This window comes from Pseudomonas sp. Tn43, assembly GCF_014192635.1.
In the GTDB taxonomy this organism is placed as follows: domain Bacteria; phylum Pseudomonadota; class Gammaproteobacteria; order Pseudomonadales; family Pseudomonadaceae; genus Aquipseudomonas.
In genome coordinates this window covers 453,881-470,752 of sequence record NZ_JACHYG010000005.1, presented here as the reverse complement: position 1 = coordinate 470,752, position 16,872 = coordinate 453,881, and the positions used below count along the sequence as shown (strand labels likewise).

At 61.1% G+C, this 16,872-nt stretch carries 14 protein-coding genes and 2 pseudogenes; 11 read left to right on the top strand and 5 right to left on the bottom strand.

The genetic code is table 11. From position 1 onward, the window contains the following. Nucleotides 1-96: 96 nt before the first annotated feature. Both FHW68_RS16540 and cueR read left to right on the top strand, forming a co-directional pair. On the top strand, nucleotides 97-2,490 hold the full coding sequence (locus FHW68_RS16540; protein WP_183681390.1) for a heavy metal translocating P-type ATPase: 2,394 nt from the start codon (nucleotides 97-99) through the stop codon (nucleotides 2,488-2,490). Further along, nucleotides 2,487-2,900, top strand: coding sequence for a Cu(I)-responsive transcriptional regulator (gene cueR, locus FHW68_RS16535; RefSeq protein ID WP_183681388.1), 414 nt, complete (start codon nucleotides 2,487-2,489; stop codon nucleotides 2,898-2,900). The genes FHW68_RS16540 and cueR overlap by 4 nt, the downstream gene beginning before the upstream one ends. Before the next feature lie 168 nt (nucleotides 2,901-3,068). Here cueR and FHW68_RS16530 read toward each other — a convergent pair whose 3' ends face one another. Continuing rightward, nucleotides 3,069-3,962 carry a PA4780 family RIO1-like protein kinase gene (locus FHW68_RS16530; protein ID WP_007907116.1) on the bottom strand — a complete coding sequence of 298 codons (894 nt, stop codon included), beginning with the start codon at nucleotides 3,960-3,962 and terminating at the stop codon, nucleotides 3,069-3,071. A 444-nt stretch (nucleotides 3,963-4,406) separates the two neighbouring features. Between FHW68_RS16530 and FHW68_RS27550 the strand changes: the two are divergent. Next, a pseudogene (locus tag FHW68_RS27550) lies at nucleotides 4,407-5,495 on the top strand (cache domain-containing protein); the annotation flags it as partial. Between the two features lie 90 nt (nucleotides 5,496-5,585). Next, the gene (locus tag FHW68_RS27545) at nucleotides 5,586-6,353 is read left to right on the top strand and encodes a methyl-accepting chemotaxis protein (protein WP_371916224.1); all 768 of its coding nucleotides are present in this window, start codon (nucleotides 5,586-5,588) and stop codon (nucleotides 6,351-6,353) included. A gap of 170 nt (nucleotides 6,354-6,523) precedes the next feature. Here the strand turns inward: FHW68_RS27545 and FHW68_RS16520 are convergent. Both FHW68_RS16520 and FHW68_RS16515 read right to left on the bottom strand, forming a co-directional pair. Further along, nucleotides 6,524-6,696, bottom strand: a pseudogene (locus tag FHW68_RS16520) (helix-turn-helix domain-containing protein); the annotation flags it as partial. A 100-nt stretch (nucleotides 6,697-6,796) separates the two neighbouring features. After that, entirely contained in the window at nucleotides 6,797-8,074 is a 1,278-nt protein-coding gene (locus FHW68_RS16515; protein WP_183681382.1) for an acetyl-CoA C-acetyltransferase, read from the bottom strand. 179 nt (nucleotides 8,075-8,253) lie between these two features. Here FHW68_RS16515 and FHW68_RS16510 point away from each other — a divergent pair, with 179 nt between their 5' ends. Then, complete coding sequence (locus tag FHW68_RS16510) at nucleotides 8,254-9,606, top strand: 3-oxoacyl-ACP reductase (RefSeq protein ID WP_183681378.1); 1,353 nt, start codon at nucleotides 8,254-8,256, stop codon at nucleotides 9,604-9,606. A gap of 2 nt (nucleotides 9,607-9,608) precedes the next feature. After that, a complete protein-coding gene (locus tag FHW68_RS16505) occupies nucleotides 9,609-10,463 on the top strand; it encodes a MaoC/PaaZ C-terminal domain-containing protein (protein WP_183681376.1) in 855 nt (284 codons plus the stop codon). A gap of 93 nt (nucleotides 10,464-10,556) precedes the next feature. Here FHW68_RS16505 and FHW68_RS16500 read toward each other — a convergent pair whose 3' ends face one another. Both FHW68_RS16500 and FHW68_RS16495 read right to left on the bottom strand, forming a co-directional pair. Further along, nucleotides 10,557-10,967, bottom strand: coding sequence for a response regulator (locus FHW68_RS16500; protein ID WP_095634123.1), 411 nt, complete (start codon nucleotides 10,965-10,967; stop codon nucleotides 10,557-10,559). 69 nt (nucleotides 10,968-11,036) lie between these two features. After that, complete coding sequence (locus FHW68_RS16495) at nucleotides 11,037-11,261, bottom strand: Flp family type IVb pilin (RefSeq protein ID WP_095634122.1); 225 nt, start codon at nucleotides 11,259-11,261, stop codon at nucleotides 11,037-11,039. Between the two features lie 325 nt (nucleotides 11,262-11,586). Between FHW68_RS16495 and cpaB the strand changes: the two genes are divergently transcribed. The 5 genes from cpaB to FHW68_RS16470 all read left to right on the top strand — a co-directional run bounded on the left by cpaB (nucleotide 11,587) and on the right by FHW68_RS16470 (nucleotide 16,871). Then, on the top strand, nucleotides 11,587-12,516 hold the full coding sequence (cpaB, locus tag FHW68_RS16490) for a Flp pilus assembly protein CpaB (RefSeq protein ID WP_183681373.1): 930 nt from the start codon (nucleotides 11,587-11,589) through the stop codon (nucleotides 12,514-12,516). Between the two features lie 89 nt (nucleotides 12,517-12,605). Then, nucleotides 12,606-13,811 (top strand): pilus assembly protein, encoded by a 1,206-nt coding sequence (locus FHW68_RS16485; protein WP_183681370.1) that lies wholly within the window; start codon nucleotides 12,606-12,608, stop codon nucleotides 13,809-13,811. Continuing rightward, on the top strand, nucleotides 13,808-15,088 hold the full coding sequence (locus FHW68_RS16480; RefSeq protein WP_183681367.1) for a CpaF family protein: 1,281 nt from the start codon (nucleotides 13,808-13,810) through the stop codon (nucleotides 15,086-15,088). Before FHW68_RS16485 ends, FHW68_RS16480 begins: the two co-directional genes overlap by 4 nt. 11 nt (nucleotides 15,089-15,099) lie before the next feature. Next, the gene (locus FHW68_RS16475) at nucleotides 15,100-15,984 is read left to right on the top strand and encodes a type II secretion system F family protein (protein WP_183681363.1); all 885 of its coding nucleotides are present in this window, start codon (nucleotides 15,100-15,102) and stop codon (nucleotides 15,982-15,984) included. Continuing rightward, the gene (locus FHW68_RS16470; RefSeq protein ID WP_183681360.1) at nucleotides 15,981-16,871 is read left to right on the top strand and encodes a type II secretion system F family protein; all 891 of its coding nucleotides are present in this window, start codon (nucleotides 15,981-15,983) and stop codon (nucleotides 16,869-16,871) included. The genes FHW68_RS16475 and FHW68_RS16470 overlap by 4 nt, the downstream gene beginning before the upstream one ends. Nucleotide 16,872 lies beyond the last annotated feature (1 nt).

The following is a 16,872-nucleotide window of genomic DNA, read 5'->3' as shown; positions in this document are numbered from 1 at the left end:
CCGAAGGCTGCGATCTTTTGATCTGAGACATGGCACTTGACCTTGCCCGCATGGCAAGGTTGATCCTGTAGGCAATTTCTACAGGGAGCGTGACCGATGTCCGAATCCACTACTTTCGATCTGCCAATTGCCGGTATGACCTGCGCCAGTTGCGCGGGCCGTGTCGAGCGGGCCTTGAGCAACGTCATCGGCGCCACGGCCGTCAGCGTCAACCTGGCCACCGAACAAGCCCGGGTTCAAGCGCCCAGCGACAGCCTGCCGGCCTTGGTGGACGCGGTGCAGCAGGCCGGTTACAGCGTGCCCCAGCAAACCCTGGAATTGAGCATCGACGGCATGACTTGCGCGTCCTGTGTCGGCCGCGTCGAACGGGCGCTGGTCAAGGTGCCGGGCGTGAAGAGTGTCAGCGTTAACCTGGCCAACGAACGGGCGCACCTCGAACTGCTCGGCCAGGTCGATCCGCAACCCCTGATCGACGCCGTGACCAAAGCCGGTTACTCCGCCAGCGTCTGGGAAGTCGAACACCCGCAAGCCGACGTTCAACAGCAACGCCTGCATCGCGAACGCTGGGCCTTGCTGGCGGCCATCGCCTTCGCTTTGCCGCTGGTGCTACCGATGGTGCTGCAACCTTTCGGTGTGCACTGGATGCTCCCGGCGTGGGTGCAGTTCGCGCTGGCCACCCCGGTGCAGTTCATCTTCGGCGCGCGCTTCTATGTCGCGGCGTGGAAAGCCGTGCGCGCAGGTGCCGGCAACATGGATTTATTGGTCGCCCTGGGCACCAGCGCCGGCTATGGCCTGAGTGTTTACGAGTGGGCCACCGCTGCCGGGCGCATGCCGCACCTGTATTTCGAAGCCTCGGCGGTGGTGATCGCGCTGGTGCTGTTGGGCAAATACCTGGAAAGCCGCGCCAAGCGTCAGACCGCCAGCGCCATCCGCGCCCTTGAAGCCTTGCGTCCGGAGCGAGCCATTCAGGTGATCGATGGTCGCGAGCGGGACGTTGCGATCAGCGCTTTGCGCCTCGACGATCTGGTCCTGGTCAAGCCCGGCGAACGCTTCCCGGTGGATGGCATCGTTGTGCAAGGCCAGAGCCACGCCGATGAAGCACTGATCAGCGGCGAGAGCCTGCCGGTGCCAAAACAACCGGGTGACAAGGTCACCGGCGGCGCCATCAATGGCGAAGGTCGGTTGTTGGTTCAAACCTTGGCGCTCGGCGCAGAAACCGTGCTGGCGCGGATCATCCGCCTGGTCGAAGACGCGCAGGCGGCGAAAGCACCAATCCAGAAACTGGTGGATAAAGTCAGCCAGGTGTTCGTGCCCGTGGTGCTGCTGATTGCGCTGGCGACCCTGATCGGTTGGTGGCTGTACGGCGCGCCACTGGAAACCGCACTGATCAATGCGGTCGCGGTGTTGGTGATCGCCTGCCCTTGTGCACTCGGGCTGGCCACGCCGACGGCCATCATGGCCGGCACCGGTGTGGCCGCCCGCTACGGGATTCTGATCAAGGACGCCGAAGCGTTGGAGCGCGCCCATGAAGTCAGCACGGTGGTGTTCGACAAGACCGGCACGCTGACGTCGGGTACGCCGCGCATTGCACATCTGAGCGCCCTCGAAGGTGACGAAGCCGCCGTGCTGCAAATGGCTGGTGCCCTGCAACGCGGCAGTGAACATCCGTTGGCCAAGGCAGTGCTGGATGCCTGCGCCGAACGCGGCCTGAACGTGGCGGATGTCAGCGACAGTCAATCGCTGACCGGGCGCGGCATTGCCGGCAATCTCGAGGGACGGCGATTGGCGTTGGGCAATCGGCGCCTGCTGGAAGAAAGCGGCCTGAGCGCCGGGCCATTGGCCGACTCTGCAACCGCCTGGGAAACCGAAGGCCGGACCCTGTCCTGGCTGATCGCACAAAGCCCTGAACCACGAGTGCTCGGCCTGTTCGCTTTCGGTGACACGCTCAAACCCGGCGCCCTGCAAGCGGTGCAACAACTGGGCGCACGGAACATCAGCAGCCACCTGCTGACCGGTGATAACCGCGGCAGCGCCAAAGTGGTCGCCGAGGCACTGGGCATCAGCGATGTCCACGCCGAAGTATTGCCGGCGGACAAAGCCGCCACCGTCGCGGCCCTGAAAAAAACCGGCGTGGTGGCAATGGTCGGCGACGGCATCAACGACGCACCGGCCCTCGCCGCGGCAGACATCGGCATCGCCATGGGCGGCGGCACCGACGTCGCCATGCACGCGGCCGGGATCACTCTGATGCGCGGCGACCCACGGCTGGTGCCGGCGGCGCTGGAGATCAGCCGCAAGACCTACGCGAAGATTCGCCAAAACCTGTTCTGGGCCTTCGTCTATAACCTTATTGGTCTGCCACTGGCGGCGTTCGGCTTCCTCAACCCGGTGCTGGCCGGCGCAGCCATGGCGCTGTCGAGCGTCAGCGTGGTGAGCAATGCGTTACTGTTGAAGACCTGGAAACCCAAAGACCTGGAGGACGACCAATGAACATTGGCCAAGCGGCCCGCCAGAGCGGTCTGAGCGCGAAGATGATCCGTTATTACGAATCCATCGGCCTGCTCAAGGCGGCCCATCGCACCGACAGTGGCTATCGGGTCTATGGCGACGACGATCTGCACACCCTGGCATTCATCAAGCGCTCTCGGGATTTGGGGTTTTCGCTGGAAGAGGTCGGCAAACTGCTGACCCTCTGGCAGGACCGCCAGCGCGCCAGCGCTGATGTGAAGGCGCTGGCCCGTCAGCACATCGACGAGCTGAACCAGAAGATTCGCGAACTCGGGCAATTGCGCGACACCCTGCAAGACCTGGTAGAACATTGCCACGGCGACCATCGCCCGGACTGCCCGATCCTCAAGGAGCTGGCATCGGGTTGTGGCGAGGGGGCTTGCCCCGTTTGAGTGCGTAGCGCTCACAAGATCTTTGGTACATCAGAGATTCTGGGGCTGCTTCGCAGCCGAACGGGGGCAAGCCCCCTCGCCACAGAGTATGTGGTTCCCAGCGTTTGAAGATTTCAGAGCCAGGCAACCACAAAAAACCGGCCGAAGCCGGTTTTTTTTGGTTGCCGATCACTGCATCCAGGGCGGAGGCGGTTCTTCGGCTTTGCTCGGTGGCGCGTCGTCCGCAGCGCGGATCGCTTGCTTACGCTCTTCATCGAGACGGGCCGCCTCGATTTCGCGCATGATTCCGCCGACGTCGGCCAGCTCTTCCGGCTCGTCGAACTCGCCGGTCAATACACTGGCCGGGTGCAAGGTGCCGGCTTCATACAACGCCCACATTTCCTTGGCGTACTTGGTGCGTTTCAACTCCGGTGCAAAGCGACCGAAGTACGACGCCATGTTGCCCACGTCACGTTCCAGCATGTTGAACGCGTGGTTGTTGCCCGCCGCATCCACTGCTTGCGGCAGGTCGATGATGACCGGGCCGGTTGGCGTCAGCAGCACGTTGAACTCGGACAGGTCACCGTGCACCAGACCGGTACACAACATCAGCACGATCTGGGAAATCAGAAACGCGTGATATTCGCGCGCCTGGTCCGGCTCCAGCACCACATCGTTCAGACGCGGCGCGGCATCGCCGTACTCGTCGGCCACCAGTTCCATCAGCAGCACGCCTTCGAGGAAGTCGTACGGCTTGGGGACGCGCACACCGGCACCGGCCAGGCGGAACAACGCCGCTACCTCGGCATTCTGCCAGGCGTCTTCGGTTTCTTTCTTGCCGAACTTGGAGCCCTTGGCCATCGCTCGAGCCTGCCGGCTGTTGCGCACCTTACGGCCTTCCTGATACTCGGCCGCCTGACGAAAACTGCGTTTATTCGCCTCCTTGTAGACCTTGGCACAACGCAGCTCGTTGCCGCAGCGCACCACATAAACAGCTGCTTCTTTACCACTCATGAGTGGGCGCAGCACCTCGTCGACCAGACCGTCCTCGATCAGGGGTTCAATGCGTTTTGGAGTCTTCATCAGCTTTTATTGTGGGTCCTTTATTACCAAACACGCGAAAGTCATTCGTTATACGGCAATCCTTGCATTCGCGGGAGGGGTTGCCGACCTATGAACGTTCCCATGAACATCGAGAAGCACACAATGTGCCGGATTAATCGTGCACCACTCATTGACCGCCCGGGATCATAGCTGAGCCTGCGTCGCTTGTTGACGAAGGGCTACAGGGGCATTTGCGACAGAATCTGACACGAATCCCCTACCCTTCGCCGGATTTTTCTCAACAGGCCTCAATTTCCCCGTTCCTCAGCCGAAGTCATTAGAGAGAAAAGGAATTGTCCGACAATCGCCCCGACAACGATAACAAGGGCGCACTCAAGGATCGGGGTATCTAACGTTTTCGGCTGCCAATAATCCGCGAGTCATCTGCACTGCGTGGGCCTACAAGAAAAAACTGGAGTGCGGATGAACATCAAACAGAAATTGACCTGGGCGTTTGCAATCATCGCCTGCTTGCCCGTGGTGCTGGTCGCCACCCTCGTGGTGCTGAATTTGCGCAGCGATGCCAAGGATACCTTTGTCGACGGCAGCGGCCGGGAGATTCGTCAGGTCAGCAATGCCATGCAGCTGTTTTTTGACGGCATCAGCCAGAACGTCGATTACCTGGCCACTCAACCGCTGATCAAGAACTCCGACGACAGCCTCAAGACCTACATGAGCGCCAACGCCGAGAGCATTCCCCAAGGCGAGCCGGACAAAAAGATCTTCGCCCTCCTCCAGGACCTGGGCAACAGCCACCCGGCCTACGCCTATGCCATCCTCGGTACGGCAGCGGGCGGTTACGTGTCCTGGCCGGACGATGCGAAGCTGAACAATTACGACCCACGCCAGCGCCCCTGGTATAAAGCCGCGCAGGCCAAACCCGGCAAGCCATTGCGTACCGAGGCCTATTACTGGGCTCAGGATGACGCGACCTACGTCAGCACCGTGCGTACCATCGATAACAAACTGGGCAGCAATGGCGGTGTGGTCAGCATCGACGTGACGCTCAAGCAGCTCACCGAAATCGTCAAACAGATCAAACTCGGCGAAACCGGCTACCTGATGCTGGTGGAAAACACCGGCAACATACTGGTCGATCCGAAGCAACCAGCAAACAACTTCAAAGCCCTGACCAGTCTGGGCGACGGTTACGCGCAACTCGCCAAGGCGGGTAAAGGGCTGGTGGAAGTCGAGCTCAACGGCGAGCGCTACATGGCCAACGTCTGGCCGTCGGAACAATTGGGCTGGACCTTTATCGGCTTGATCAAGCAGACCGAGGTGATGAGTTCAGCCACTCAACTGACCTGGCTGATCGCGATCATCGCGGCGGTACTGGCAGTGTTCTTTGCCATCGTCGGCGCCAGTTTCGCCAGCCTGATCGTGCGGCCGATCCGCAGCGTGGCCAGCGGCCTGGAAGGCATCGCCCAAGGTGAAGGCGATCTGACCCGGAACCTGCACATCCGTGGCAGTGATGAAACCGCGCAACTGGCCAACTGGTTCAACCAGTTTCTGGCGGCGATTCGCAACCTGATTCAAAGCATCGGCGGCGCCGCGACCAAGATCCTCGCCACCTCCCAGAGCTCGACGCAGGTCTCCAGCGACATGGCCGAAGCCGCCGGGCGCCAGCGTGAAGCGGTGGATATGGTGTCCACGGCGTTTCACCAAATGGTCGCCACCGCCAACGAAGTCGCACGCTCCTGCAGCCAGGCCGCCGAGTCGGCCGACAGCGGCCAGCGCCAGGCGCGCGAAGGTCAGCAGCAGATCGATGCCGCAGTGAGCAGTGTCGATCGCTTGAGCCAGGAAATCGAACAATCGGCGCAATCGATGCAACAGCTCGAGCGCGATAGCAATGACATTCAGTCGATCCTGGGGACCATTCGCTCCATTGCTGAACAGACCAACCTGCTGGCGCTGAACGCCGCCATCGAAGCGGCCCGGGCCGGTGAACAGGGTCGTGGTTTTGCGGTGGTGGCGGATGAAGTTCGCGCCCTGGCCAAACGCACTGCCGACTCCACGGCGGAAATCGACGGGCTGCTGGGCAACCTGGCCAAACGCACCAGCCAGGTGACCCAGCAAATGCATGCGAGCCTGGAAGTGTCGCAGCAATCGGTGACCCGCATCGGCGAAGCGCGCAGCAGCTTTGGGCAGATTCGTGAGTCGGTCGATGTGATTCGCGACATGAACACTCAAATCGCTACGGCGGCAGAGGAACAGCACCAAGTGGCAGAAGACATCAATCGCCACATCAGCCAGATTCACGGCGATGCGCAGTTGGTGGCAGAACTGGCGAACTCGGCGCGGCTCGATTCCCAGAGCCTGGCGGGGTTGTCGAATGAGTTGGATGGGTTGGTTCGGCGGTTCAGAACCTGATATCCAAGAACACCGCAGATCCAGTGTGGGAGCGGGCTTGCTCGCGAAGACAGATTGTCAGCCAACAGAGATGTTGAATGTGCTGGCCTCTTCGCGGGCAAGCCTCGCTCCTACAGGTTTTGTGTCGGATGCGATCCCTGTAGGAGCGAGGCTTGCCCGCGAAGGCGTCATCACTGCCTGAACAATTCCCCCGGGGTAAACCCGAACCCCCCTTGAACGCCGCAATAAACGCCGACGTCGAGTCGTACCCGCAAGACAGCGCAGCGCGGGTCACGCTGTTCTCATCCTCCAGCAAACTCAGCGACGACAGCAGCCGCATGCGCTGGCGCCAACCGCGGAAGCTCCGGGGCAGTGGCAGGGAAAACCCCACCTCCCGCGCGGCACTGCTAAACCCCCAGTAATCAGAAATCAGCAATCAGCAATCAGCAATCAGCAATCAGCAATCAGCGCTCGATAATCGCCGTCACGCCCTGCCCGCCGGCGGCGCAGATCGAGATCAAGCCTCGGCCCTTGCCCGCCGCATCCAGCAGCTTCGCCAGGTTGGCAACGATGCGCGCACCAGTGGCGGCAAACGGATGCCCGGCGGCCAGTGAGCTGCCCTTGACGTTGAGGCGGCTGCGGTCGATGGAGCCCAGTGGCGCGTTGAGGCCGAGACGGGTTTTGCAGAACTGCGGATCTTCCCAGGCCTTGAGTGTGCAGAGCACCTGCGCGGCGAACGCTTCGTGGATTTCGTAGTAATCGAAGTCCTGCAAGGTCAGGCCATTGCGCGCCAGTAACCGCGGCACGGCATATGCCGGCGCCATCAACAGGCCTTCGGCCCCGTTGACGAAATCCACCGCTGCCGCCTCGCCATCGCGCCAATAGGCGAGGATCGGCAAGCCGCGCTCGTTCGCCCATTCCTCACTGCCCAGCAATACCACCGACGCACCATCAGTGAGTGGCGTGGAATTGCCTGCGGTCAAGGTGCCCTTGGCGCTTTTCTCGAAGGCCGGTTTCAGTGAGGCGAGTTTTTCCAGGGTCAGGTCCGGGCGCAGATTGTTGTCCCGGGTCAGGCCGAGGAACGGCGTCATCAAATCGTTGTGCCAGCCTTCGGCGTAGGACGCGGCCAGTTTCTGATGGCTTTGCTGGGTCAACTGATCTTGTTCGTCACGGGGGATGCTCCAGGTCTGGGCCATCAATTCACAGTGTTCGCCCATCGACCGCCCGGTGCGTGGCTCGCCGATGCTTGGAAAATCGGGCATCAAATGGCGGGGGCGCAGTTGCAGGAAGGTTTTCAGTTTGTCGGCGGTGCTTTTGGCGCGGTTGGCCTGCAGGAGGAGCTTGCGCAGGCTTTCGTTGACCCCGATCGGCACGTCCGAGGCGGTGTCGACGCCACCGGCAATGCCACATTCGATCTGACCCAGGGCGATTTTATTCGCCACCAGCAACGTCGCCTCCAGCCCAGTGCCGCAGGCTTGCTGGATGTCGTAGGCCGGTGTCATCGGCGACAACCGCGAGCCGAGCACGCATTCGCGGGTCAGGCCGTAATCGCGCAAATACTTGAGCAGCGCACCCGCCGCCACTTCGCCCATGCGCACACCGTGCAGGTTATAGCGCTCGATCAGGCCTTCCAGCGCCGCGGTTAACATCGCCTGGTTACTGGCAGTGGCGTACGGCCCGTTGGACCGGGCAAAGGGAATACGGTTACCACCGATAATCGCGACGCGGCGCAGCTGAGTCATGAAAAAGCTCCTTTTAATCAACTATGAACACCAAACCCCGCGGGAGCGGGCCTGCGCTCCCCGAAAGTCCCATTACAAACTAACCTGCAATGATCAAGCGTAGGCCGTATCTCGTGGGTTGAGCGACTAATTGCCATTCATGGTCCACACTTTTAACCCCAACTACCGGAGCGTGATCCATGTCTGACCGCTATATCGACTTCGCCAATTCGTCCATCGGCCATCGTGTGGTCGGTGCCCTGGGTCTGCCGTCGCCGGTACGACTGGAACGCTGGCAAGCAGGCCGATTGCGGCCTATCGAGGGGGCGTTGTTGATTGGTGGCGGCCCGCTGACAGAAAAGGTCAGCAGCCTCGCCAACCGCCTGACCGACACGATTTACAGCTACGGTGCCGATCCGACCCTGGCCACCGCGTGGATTCCCGGCCACGGCCAGAAACTCAAAGCCGTGGTGTACGACGCCAGTGACCTGGTGCAGGTCGATCAGTTGAAACAGCTGCGCGAGTTCTTCCAGCCGCTGATGAAAAACCTCGATCACCATGCGCATCTGGTGATTCTTGGCCGGGCGCCAGAGACCTTGAGCGACCCGTTTGCCGCCAGCGCACAGCGTGCGTTGGAAGGTTTCAGCCGTTCGCTTGCCAAGGAACTGCGCAGCGGCGGCACGTTGCAGCTGATCTATGTCGGCGAAGGCGCCGAAGATCAACTGGAAGGCCCTCTGCGGTTTTTCCTCTCGCCCAAAAGCGCGTTCATTTCCGGACAAGTCATTCGCTTGAAGGCATGCGAGGCGCAGGTGATGGACTGGAGTCGCCCCCTGTCAGGGCGCAAGGCGCTGGTGACGGGCGCGGCGCGCGGCATCGGCGCTTCGATCGCCGAAACCCTGGCCCGCGACGGCGCCGAGGTGATCCTGCTCGACGTGCCACCGGCCAAGAACGATCTCGAGGCCCTGGCCGCACGTCTCGGCGGGCGAGGCATCACCCTGGACATTTGTGCCGAAGACGCCGCCGCACAATTGATCGAACACTTGCCCGACGGCATCGACATCGTGGTCCACAACGCAGGCATCACGCGGGACAAAACCCTGGCTAACATGACCCCGGAATTCTGGGACGCGGTGCTGGCGGTCAACCTCAACGCGCCGCAAGTGCTGACCAAGGCACTGCTCGACAGCGGCACCTTGCATGACAACGGCCGAGTGATTCTGCTGGCGTCCATCAGCGGCATCGCCGGCAATCGCGGGCAAACCAATTATGCCGCGAGCAAGGCCGGGCTGATCGGCCTGGCTCAGGCCTGGGCGCCGCTGCTGAGTGAGCGCGGCATCAGCATCAACGCCGTGGCGCCTGGGTTCATCGAAACCCAAATGACCGCGAAACTGCCCTTCGGCTTGCGTGAAGCGGGGCGACGCATGAGTTCGTTGGGTCAGGGCGGCCTGCCACAAGACGTCGCCGAAGCCGTGGCCTGGCTGGCACAACCAGGCACCGGAGCGTTTACCGGACAAGCGTTGCGCGTGTGCGGGCAAAGCGTTTTGGGAGCCTGACCATGACCACCCACTGGCAAACACTCGATAGCGAACCGGGCTTGCAAACGCTGTATGTGAAGGCGGCAACGCGCCGCAAAATCACCGGCACCACATTGCCCGACCTGGGTTATCACTGCTGGGTCAATGTCGATCCACAACGCCTGGAGGCGTATCGAAAAGTCTGTGGTTTCGCCGACAACGGGCTGCTACCACCGACGTATCCACATATCCTGGCGTTTGCCTTGCAAATGCAATTGCTCACGGCCAAAGCGTTTCCGTTTCCGCTGTTGGGGCTGATTCACTTGAGCAATCGCGTCCGTATCCTGCGCCCCATGGGCGGTGTGCACCGGGTACGGGTCAGCGTGAACGTGCAGAACCTGCAACCCCATGCCAAGGGTGCGACGTTCGACCTGGTGACGACGCTCGACGACCAGTTGGGCGTGCTGTGGGAGGCGCAAAGCCAGATGCTCTGTCGCGGCGTCAAACTGGAAGGCGAGCCGGTCGAGGACGCGTTGGCATCGACGCTGTCGCTGACCGAAGTGGCCCACTGGAAAGCACCCGCGGACATTGGCCGCCGATACGCCAAGGTCTCTGGAGACTACAACCCGATCCACCTGAGTGCGATCAGCGCGAAACTCTTCGGTTTCCCTTCCGCCATTGCCCATGGCCTGTGGAACAAGGCCCGCACGCTGGCAGCCCTGAGCGATCATTTGCCGACAGCAAACGTCGAAATTGCAGTGCAGTTCAGGAAACCGGTGCGCCTTCCCAGTGAAGTGACGCTGATGTCCAGCGAGGCGGGGTCCAGCGGGGATTTTCAGTTGATGGGCGCGGGAGAGCTGGAGCATATGGTGGGGCAGTGGCGACCCGTTGCCTGATGGTTCGGTCTGATCGCTCCCCTGCTTGGCGTAGAAATGCAGCCCGGGACGCTCCGCGTCCCAGGAGCCGAACGCAGAGCGTCCGCAGAGGAATCAGGAACTGACCAAATCGCGCGGCTGCGGAAACAAATTATTCAACGTCTCCAACAACCGCACGTGATAAATCGGCTTGCGAAACAAATCCAGCACCTGCAACCGCAACAGATCACTCACATCGTCCATATCCGCATGCCCCGACGTCACAATCACCGGCAAATGCTGACGGGCCGTATGCTCACGCAAGCGCTTGATCAATGACATGCCACTTTCCTCCGGCATCCGCAGATCAGTAATCACCAGCGCAATATCAGGATGACGCGTCAAATGCAGCAGAGCGTGTTTGACCGACGTTGCCGTAAAACAAGTAAAGCCCTCGCCCTCGAGCAACTCCGCCAGTTCCAGCAACGTATCCTCCTCATCGTCGACCAGAAGCAGCTGTTGGCGTGGCAGCGCGGGAGCATTCATAAATAAACACCTGCAATGGACCAAGCGTTGACGTTAGAACCGCCCTGGCAGGTTAGCAAGCTGTCGGCATCAAGGAGTAGGAGCAGGAGCAGGAGGCACCAGCGAATCCCGGAGCACGGTAAAAATATCGGTTACCGCTCCCGAAATAGGTTCCATGAACACCACCAATGCAACCGCTGCCATGCCCGCAATAATCGCGTATTCGATACCCGAGGCCCCCTCCGTATCTTTGGCCAGGTCTTTGAACAAATGGATTTCGGATTTGATCTTCTGAACCACTTTAGTAAAGGACATGACGTGTCTCCTATGACAGGAGAGTGTTGCACGGCCGCAACATGATTCCCCTATGCCAGCATCAGCATTGTCGGCAAACCCCGGACCAACAACTGTAAGAACCTATTAATACTTAAGTAGTAATCGGTTCACCGACGTCATAAAACAGGGCTTTTGGCTTCAACCCGTTACTTTGGGTCAGATATTTACCGACCAGTAATGGCTTTTTGCTTTACCTGCGCTACCGTCAAATAGCGAAATAGTTCCATGTTCATCGCTGCCTGATTGCGAAGTCATCTCATTAGAACTCTTGGGGGCGTTACGCAGCAGGAAAGGGAGAGCCGTCATGAACAGTCGCGTCACCATGGGCCTGGCCGGGCTGTTTCTGGTAGGCGCCATCATTGCCGGTTACTGGGGGCTGGCATTGAGTCGCCAACCGGCACCCGAATCCAGCGCGCAATCGGGCACTTTATCGCCCCCGATACTGGCGCCAGCAGACGACCCGACTCGCCAGCCAGTGGTTGTGCTGTTGCGTGACATCGCGCCGTTCGAGCAAATCAGCGCCGCCGACGTGACGCTGGAAAAACTCCGTACCGCCCCGGCCGGCAGCCTGTCCCGTCTCGATCAAGCCATTGGCCGTACGCCCTGGCGCGCACTGACTGCCGGCAGCTGGCTCAATGATGAAAGTTTCGAAGCCGGCGGTGCGCTGGCGCGAATGATCCGCCCCGATGAGCGTGCCCTCGCCGTGGCGGCGGATGACGTGGTCAATGTCGGTGGTCAACTGAGCCCCGGCGACTATGTCGACGTCTTGCTGTTTCTGCGCATGGACACCAACAACCTCCAGCAATCGGCCCAGGTGGTGATTCCGGCGTTGCGGGTGCTCGGTGTCGGTGATCAGTTGGGGCTGATGAACGATGGCCTGCCTGCCCACCCGGCGCGCAGCCACGAGGAGCGACTCAAGCAAGACCAACTGCGCGCCAACGCTCGCACCGTTTTGCTTGCCGTCCCTGAACCCCTCTTGAGTCGCCTGATGCTCGCGGCTCAGGTCGGGGTTTTGCGCCTGGCCGTGCGCAGCGCCGAAGAAAAACGCCTGAACCAATACTGGGCCGGCAACCGCGACTCAAAAGCGAGCCTGGCCAGTGCCCATCGCGAACTGGTGCAATTCAGTCAACTGGCCCTGGTCGGCACCCCCAAACCCGCCACGGGCGTTGCCGCACCGCGCAAGTCGAGCGTGGAAGTCATCCGCGGCAATGAAATCACCCAACAAACACCCTGAAACCAGCGAGGACGCTTCTCCATGCGCAGACGCTTCACGCGGTACTTTTTCGTCAACGGCGGCTTCGATACATGCGGTGGGTTATCGCTATGAGCCAACCCCAGAACCTGAGCCAGACGTTCCTCGCGATCACACGCAACAGCACCGACTTCGAGTGGCTGCAAGGTGCGCTTGCCCCTTTGGGCCGGGTGATCAGCGCCGGTGGCGGCAACCTCGATGAACTCTTGACGCTGGTGGACGTGACCTTCGCCAGCCTGGTGTTCGTGGGTCTGGACCGGGAGCATGTGGTGGCCCAGAGCGCGTTGATCGAAGGTGCCCTGCAAGCCAAACCGATGCTGGCGATCGTCGCCTTGGGCGACGGCATGGACAACCAACTCGTGCTCAATGCCATGCGTGCCGGCGCGCGGGATTTCGTTTCTTACGGCTCACGTTCCAGTGAGGTAGCCGGGCTGGTGCGACGCCTGAGCAAACGCCTGCCAGCCGTGGCGCCGAACACGCAACAGAGCCAACAAGGCGGCCTGACCGTGCTGTACGGCGCGCAGAGCAATGCCGACGGCGCGTTGCTCGCCAACCACTTGGCGCACGTAGTGCAAAAGAGCGGTCAGCAGACATTGTTGCTGGACCTGGGCCTGCCACGTGGCGACAGCCTTGCGTTGCTGGGGCTGGAGAGTTCGTTTCATTTCGGCGACGCGTTGCGCCATCTGCGGCGCCTGGACGCGACGCTGATCGACAGTGCCTTCACCACCTGTGACGCGGGGCTGCGAATTCTCGCCTACGCCAGCAACGACGAACCGCTGGAACAGACCAGTGCCGCCGAGCTGTACATGCTGCTCAGCGCCTTGCGCCAGCATTTCCAGCACGTTGTGGTGAACCTCACTGGCCAGTCGGACAGCGAAGCGTTGCGTACCTTCGTCAGTCATTGCGACAAGTTGCTGTGGTACACCGATCAGAATGTGCTCGACTGCCGACGCAACCTTGAAGTGCTCGGCCGCTGGCGCGAAAAAGGCCTCAAGCTCGACCACGCCAGGTTGCTGGTGGACCGCTATCTGCGCAACGTTGCGCCAGACTCCGATACCTTGAGCAAAAGCTTCGGCATGGAGGTCATGGCGGTCCTGGTCTACAGCCCCGAAGTGCGACTCAACGCCAAGAATCAAGGGCTGAGCCTGTTCGAACTGGCGCCGCGCGAAAACCTGACCCAAAGCCTGCGCGCCCTCGGCGAACGCCTGGCCAAACGCTCCGAAGACCTGGACAAACCCAAGGCCGGCTGGTTCGACCGTTTGAGGGGCGCGCCATGAGCGGCGAAAAACTCTTTGGCGCGCCCTCGCACAGGCCGGCCGGCAATACCGACCATGAAGGCCTGAAGCTGGTGCTGCACCGCTACATCATCGACGCCATCGAAGAGTCCGGGAAAAACCTGCTGGAAGGTTCGCGGCAAATGTTGTCGCAGTTCGTCATCGACAAAGTCGCCGAATACATCGCCCGTCTGCACCTGGCGATTTCCCGTTACGAGATGGAGCGACTGGCCGAAGAACTTGTCGACGAGCTCACCGGTTTCGGTCCGCTGGAGGTGTTGCTGCGTGATTCAACGGTGACCGAAATTCTGGTCAACGGCCCGCACCGGGTGTTCGTCGAACGCGAGGGGGTGCTGCACCTCAGTGACCTGCGCTTCATCGACGACCACCACGTCGAGCGGGTGATGCAACGGATTCTCGCGCCCCTGGGTCGACGGCTCGACGAGTCTTCACCGATGGTCGATGCGCGCCTGCCCGATGGCAGCCGGGTCAATGCGATCATTCCGCCCATTGCCCTCGATGGCCCGTGCCTGTCGATTCGAAAATTCCGCAAGGACATGCTCAAGAGCTCCGATCTGATGGCGATGCAAACCATCGATCAGGCGATCTATGAGTTTATTCAGGAGGCCGTGGGCAAGCGCTGCAACATCCTTGTCAGCGGCGGTACCGGCACCGGCAAGACCACGTTGCTGAACATACTCAGCCAGTTGATCGCCCCTCACGAACGCCTGGTCACCATTGAAGACGTGGCCGAACTGCAACTGGGCCATCCTCACGTGGTGCGCCTGGAAACCCGACCGCCAAATGCCGAAGGCCACGGCGAAGTGAAGGCCAGCGACCTGATTCGCAACGCACTGCGGATGCGCCCGGACCGGATAATCCTCGGCGAAATTCGCGGTGTCGAAGTGGTCGACGTGCTCACGGCGATGAACACCGGGCACGACGGTTCCATGAGCACCCTGCACGCCAACAACGCCCAGGATGCGTTGTTGCGCCTGGAGACCCTGGTGGGCCTGACCGGCCGCACCATCGCCGAACGCACCCTGCGGCAAATGATCTGTGCCGCGCTGGACGTGGTGATTCAGTTGACGCGCCTGCCCGATGGCCGCCGCTGCGTCAGCGAAGTGGTGGAGGTCGTGGGTATTCGGGATGACGTGTATGTGACCAATACGCTGTTCCGCTTCGACCGACGCACCGGTTTCGGTTTTCTGCGTGAGGCGGCCAACCCCGCCGGCGACAAGCTGCGTCGCGAATCGGCGCTTTCTCCCTTATCGCACTAAAGGATCACGGCATGCTCAAACCGGCGCTGCTCATCCTGATTTGCCTGACATTGCTGGGCGTGTCGATCCGTTTGTTCTACAACGGCCTGCGCCAGACCGGCATCGATCGAACCCTCGGTCGCTTGATGCAGGGGCAACCGCAACGGATGGTGGCGACATCATCTTGGGCTGGCCTGGAACGGGCCTTTCTACGCGCCGGCCTCGGCCGTCCCACCGAGCGCCTGAGGTTGTGGCTGTTGCTCTGGGCCGTGGGCATTTTGCTCGGGTTTGCCCTCGCCAGCTGGATCGGTTTACTGGTGTTTTTGCTGGCACCGCCCCTGGCGCTGCGGCTGTACATCAGTTGGTGCTACCGGCGCCGGCTCAAGCGCATGATCGAACAGCTGCCGCCCATGCTCGATCACACGGTGCGCAGTCTGAAGTCTGGACGCACCCTGGCCGATGCAGTGCTGGTCGCCATCGACGCCGCCGAAGACCCACTGAAAAACGCCATGGGCCGGGTTCAGCGCAACGTGCACCTGGGCGTGAGCCTGCCTGACGCCGTCACGGACTTTGCCGAACTGTACGAGAAAGACGAGTTTCGCTTGTTCGCGCTGGGCCTGAAGGTCAATCACCGCTACGGCGGTAATGCCAGTGAGCTGTTTGAGAACCTGATCAAAATGGTCCGCGAACGCGACCTGGCGGCCCGCCAACTGCGCGCCATGACGGGCGAAACGCGCATCACGGCGATGGTGCTGGCCCTGATGCCTGTGGGGCTGGCCGGCTACTTCTTGATGTCCAATCCGAAATACCTGCTCGCCATGTGGAACAGCAGCTCGGGGCAAATGATGCTCGCGACCGCGTTTGGCCTGCAGGTGGTGGGTTGCCTGGCGCTGTGGCGCATGTTGCGTAGCGTATGAAAATAGCCCTGCTGATCAGCGCACTGTTGTTTCTCGGGGCTACGCTGTTGCTGCTCAGTGGGCTGCTGGACCAACATCGACGCGCTCGCCAAGTGGCTCAACGCCTTGACGGCAAACCGCTGAGCGACCATCGCGTCAGTCACTGGTTGCAAGCGCTGGGCAACAGCCGCATCGGTCAGCGCTCGGTCAAACTGGACAACGAAACCCAAATATTGCTCAACCGCCTCGGCTGGCGCAGCGCTCGGCAACGCTCGCTGTTCGCCGCCTGCCAGATCGGCATACCGGTGCTTGCGTTGATCCTGAGTGTATTTATTCAGAGCGTGTTCTTTACGCAGGTGAACAACCCTTGGGTCACCCCGGCCTTCGCCACCGCCCTCGGTTATTTGCTGCCCAAACGCTTGCTGGCCATTGCCGCACACCGTCGACAAAAACAACTGGCGATCGAGATTTCGACCTTCATTCCACTGCTGCGCATCCTGTTCGAATCCGGCATGGCGGTGGAGCAGTCGTTGCGAGTGCTAAGCATCGAAGGCAAACAATTACTGCCGGCCCTGACCCATGAACTGCGCCTGATATTGACCCGGGTCGATTCCGGCCTGGAACTGGGCGAAGAACTGAACAAGGCCACCCAGTTACTGGCGGTGGACGAGTTCACCGACACCTGCGTGATTCTTCAGCAATTGATCCACCAGGGCGGCGGCGCCATGAAATCGCTGCTGGGGCTCAAAATGCTGCTCGATGACCGGCGCCTGACACGCTTGCAGGAATACATCTCCAAAATGTCCGCGAAAATGTCCGTGGTGATGATGTTGTTTCTGTTCCCGGCATTGCTGATCGTACTGGCGGGCCCCAGCTTCAGCGCATTGGCCCGGGCTTTTGGTCGTTGAA

What these genes read in the sequence shown, in the direction of transcription:
- FHW68_RS27545 (WP_371916224.1), top strand. Translation starts at nt 5,586, where the DNA reads ATGGCCGAAGCCGCCGGGCGCCAGCGTGAAGCGGTGGATATGGTGTCC.
- FHW68_RS16540 (WP_183681390.1), top strand. Translation starts at nt 97, where the DNA reads ATGTCCGAATCCACTACTTTCGATCTGCCAATTGCCGGTATGACCTGC.
- FHW68_RS16530 (WP_007907116.1), bottom strand. Translation starts at nt 3,962, where the DNA reads ATGAAGACTCCAAAACGCATTGAACCCCTGATCGAGGACGGTCTGGTC.
- FHW68_RS16470 (WP_183681360.1), top strand. Translation starts at nt 15,981, where the DNA reads ATGAAAATAGCCCTGCTGATCAGCGCACTGTTGTTTCTCGGGGCTACG.
- FHW68_RS16485 (WP_183681370.1), top strand. Translation starts at nt 12,606, where the DNA reads ATGAGCCAACCCCAGAACCTGAGCCAGACGTTCCTCGCGATCACACGC.
- FHW68_RS16495 (WP_095634122.1), bottom strand. Translation starts at nt 11,261, where the DNA reads ATGTCCTTTACTAAAGTGGTTCAGAAGATCAAATCCGAAATCCATTTG.
- FHW68_RS16475 (WP_183681363.1), top strand. Translation starts at nt 15,100, where the DNA reads ATGCTCAAACCGGCGCTGCTCATCCTGATTTGCCTGACATTGCTGGGC.
- FHW68_RS16505 (WP_183681376.1), top strand. Translation starts at nt 9,609, where the DNA reads ATGACCACCCACTGGCAAACACTCGATAGCGAACCGGGCTTGCAAACG.
- cueR (WP_183681388.1), top strand. Translation starts at nt 2,487, where the DNA reads ATGAACATTGGCCAAGCGGCCCGCCAGAGCGGTCTGAGCGCGAAGATG.
- cpaB (WP_183681373.1), top strand. Translation starts at nt 11,587, where the DNA reads ATGAACAGTCGCGTCACCATGGGCCTGGCCGGGCTGTTTCTGGTAGGC.
- FHW68_RS16500 (WP_095634123.1), bottom strand. Translation starts at nt 10,967, where the DNA reads ATGAATGCTCCCGCGCTGCCACGCCAACAGCTGCTTCTGGTCGACGAT.
- FHW68_RS16510 (WP_183681378.1), top strand. Translation starts at nt 8,254, where the DNA reads ATGTCTGACCGCTATATCGACTTCGCCAATTCGTCCATCGGCCATCGT.
- FHW68_RS16480 (WP_183681367.1), top strand. Translation starts at nt 13,808, where the DNA reads ATGAGCGGCGAAAAACTCTTTGGCGCGCCCTCGCACAGGCCGGCCGGC.
- FHW68_RS16515 (WP_183681382.1), bottom strand. Translation starts at nt 8,074, where the DNA reads ATGACTCAGCTGCGCCGCGTCGCGATTATCGGTGGTAACCGTATTCCC.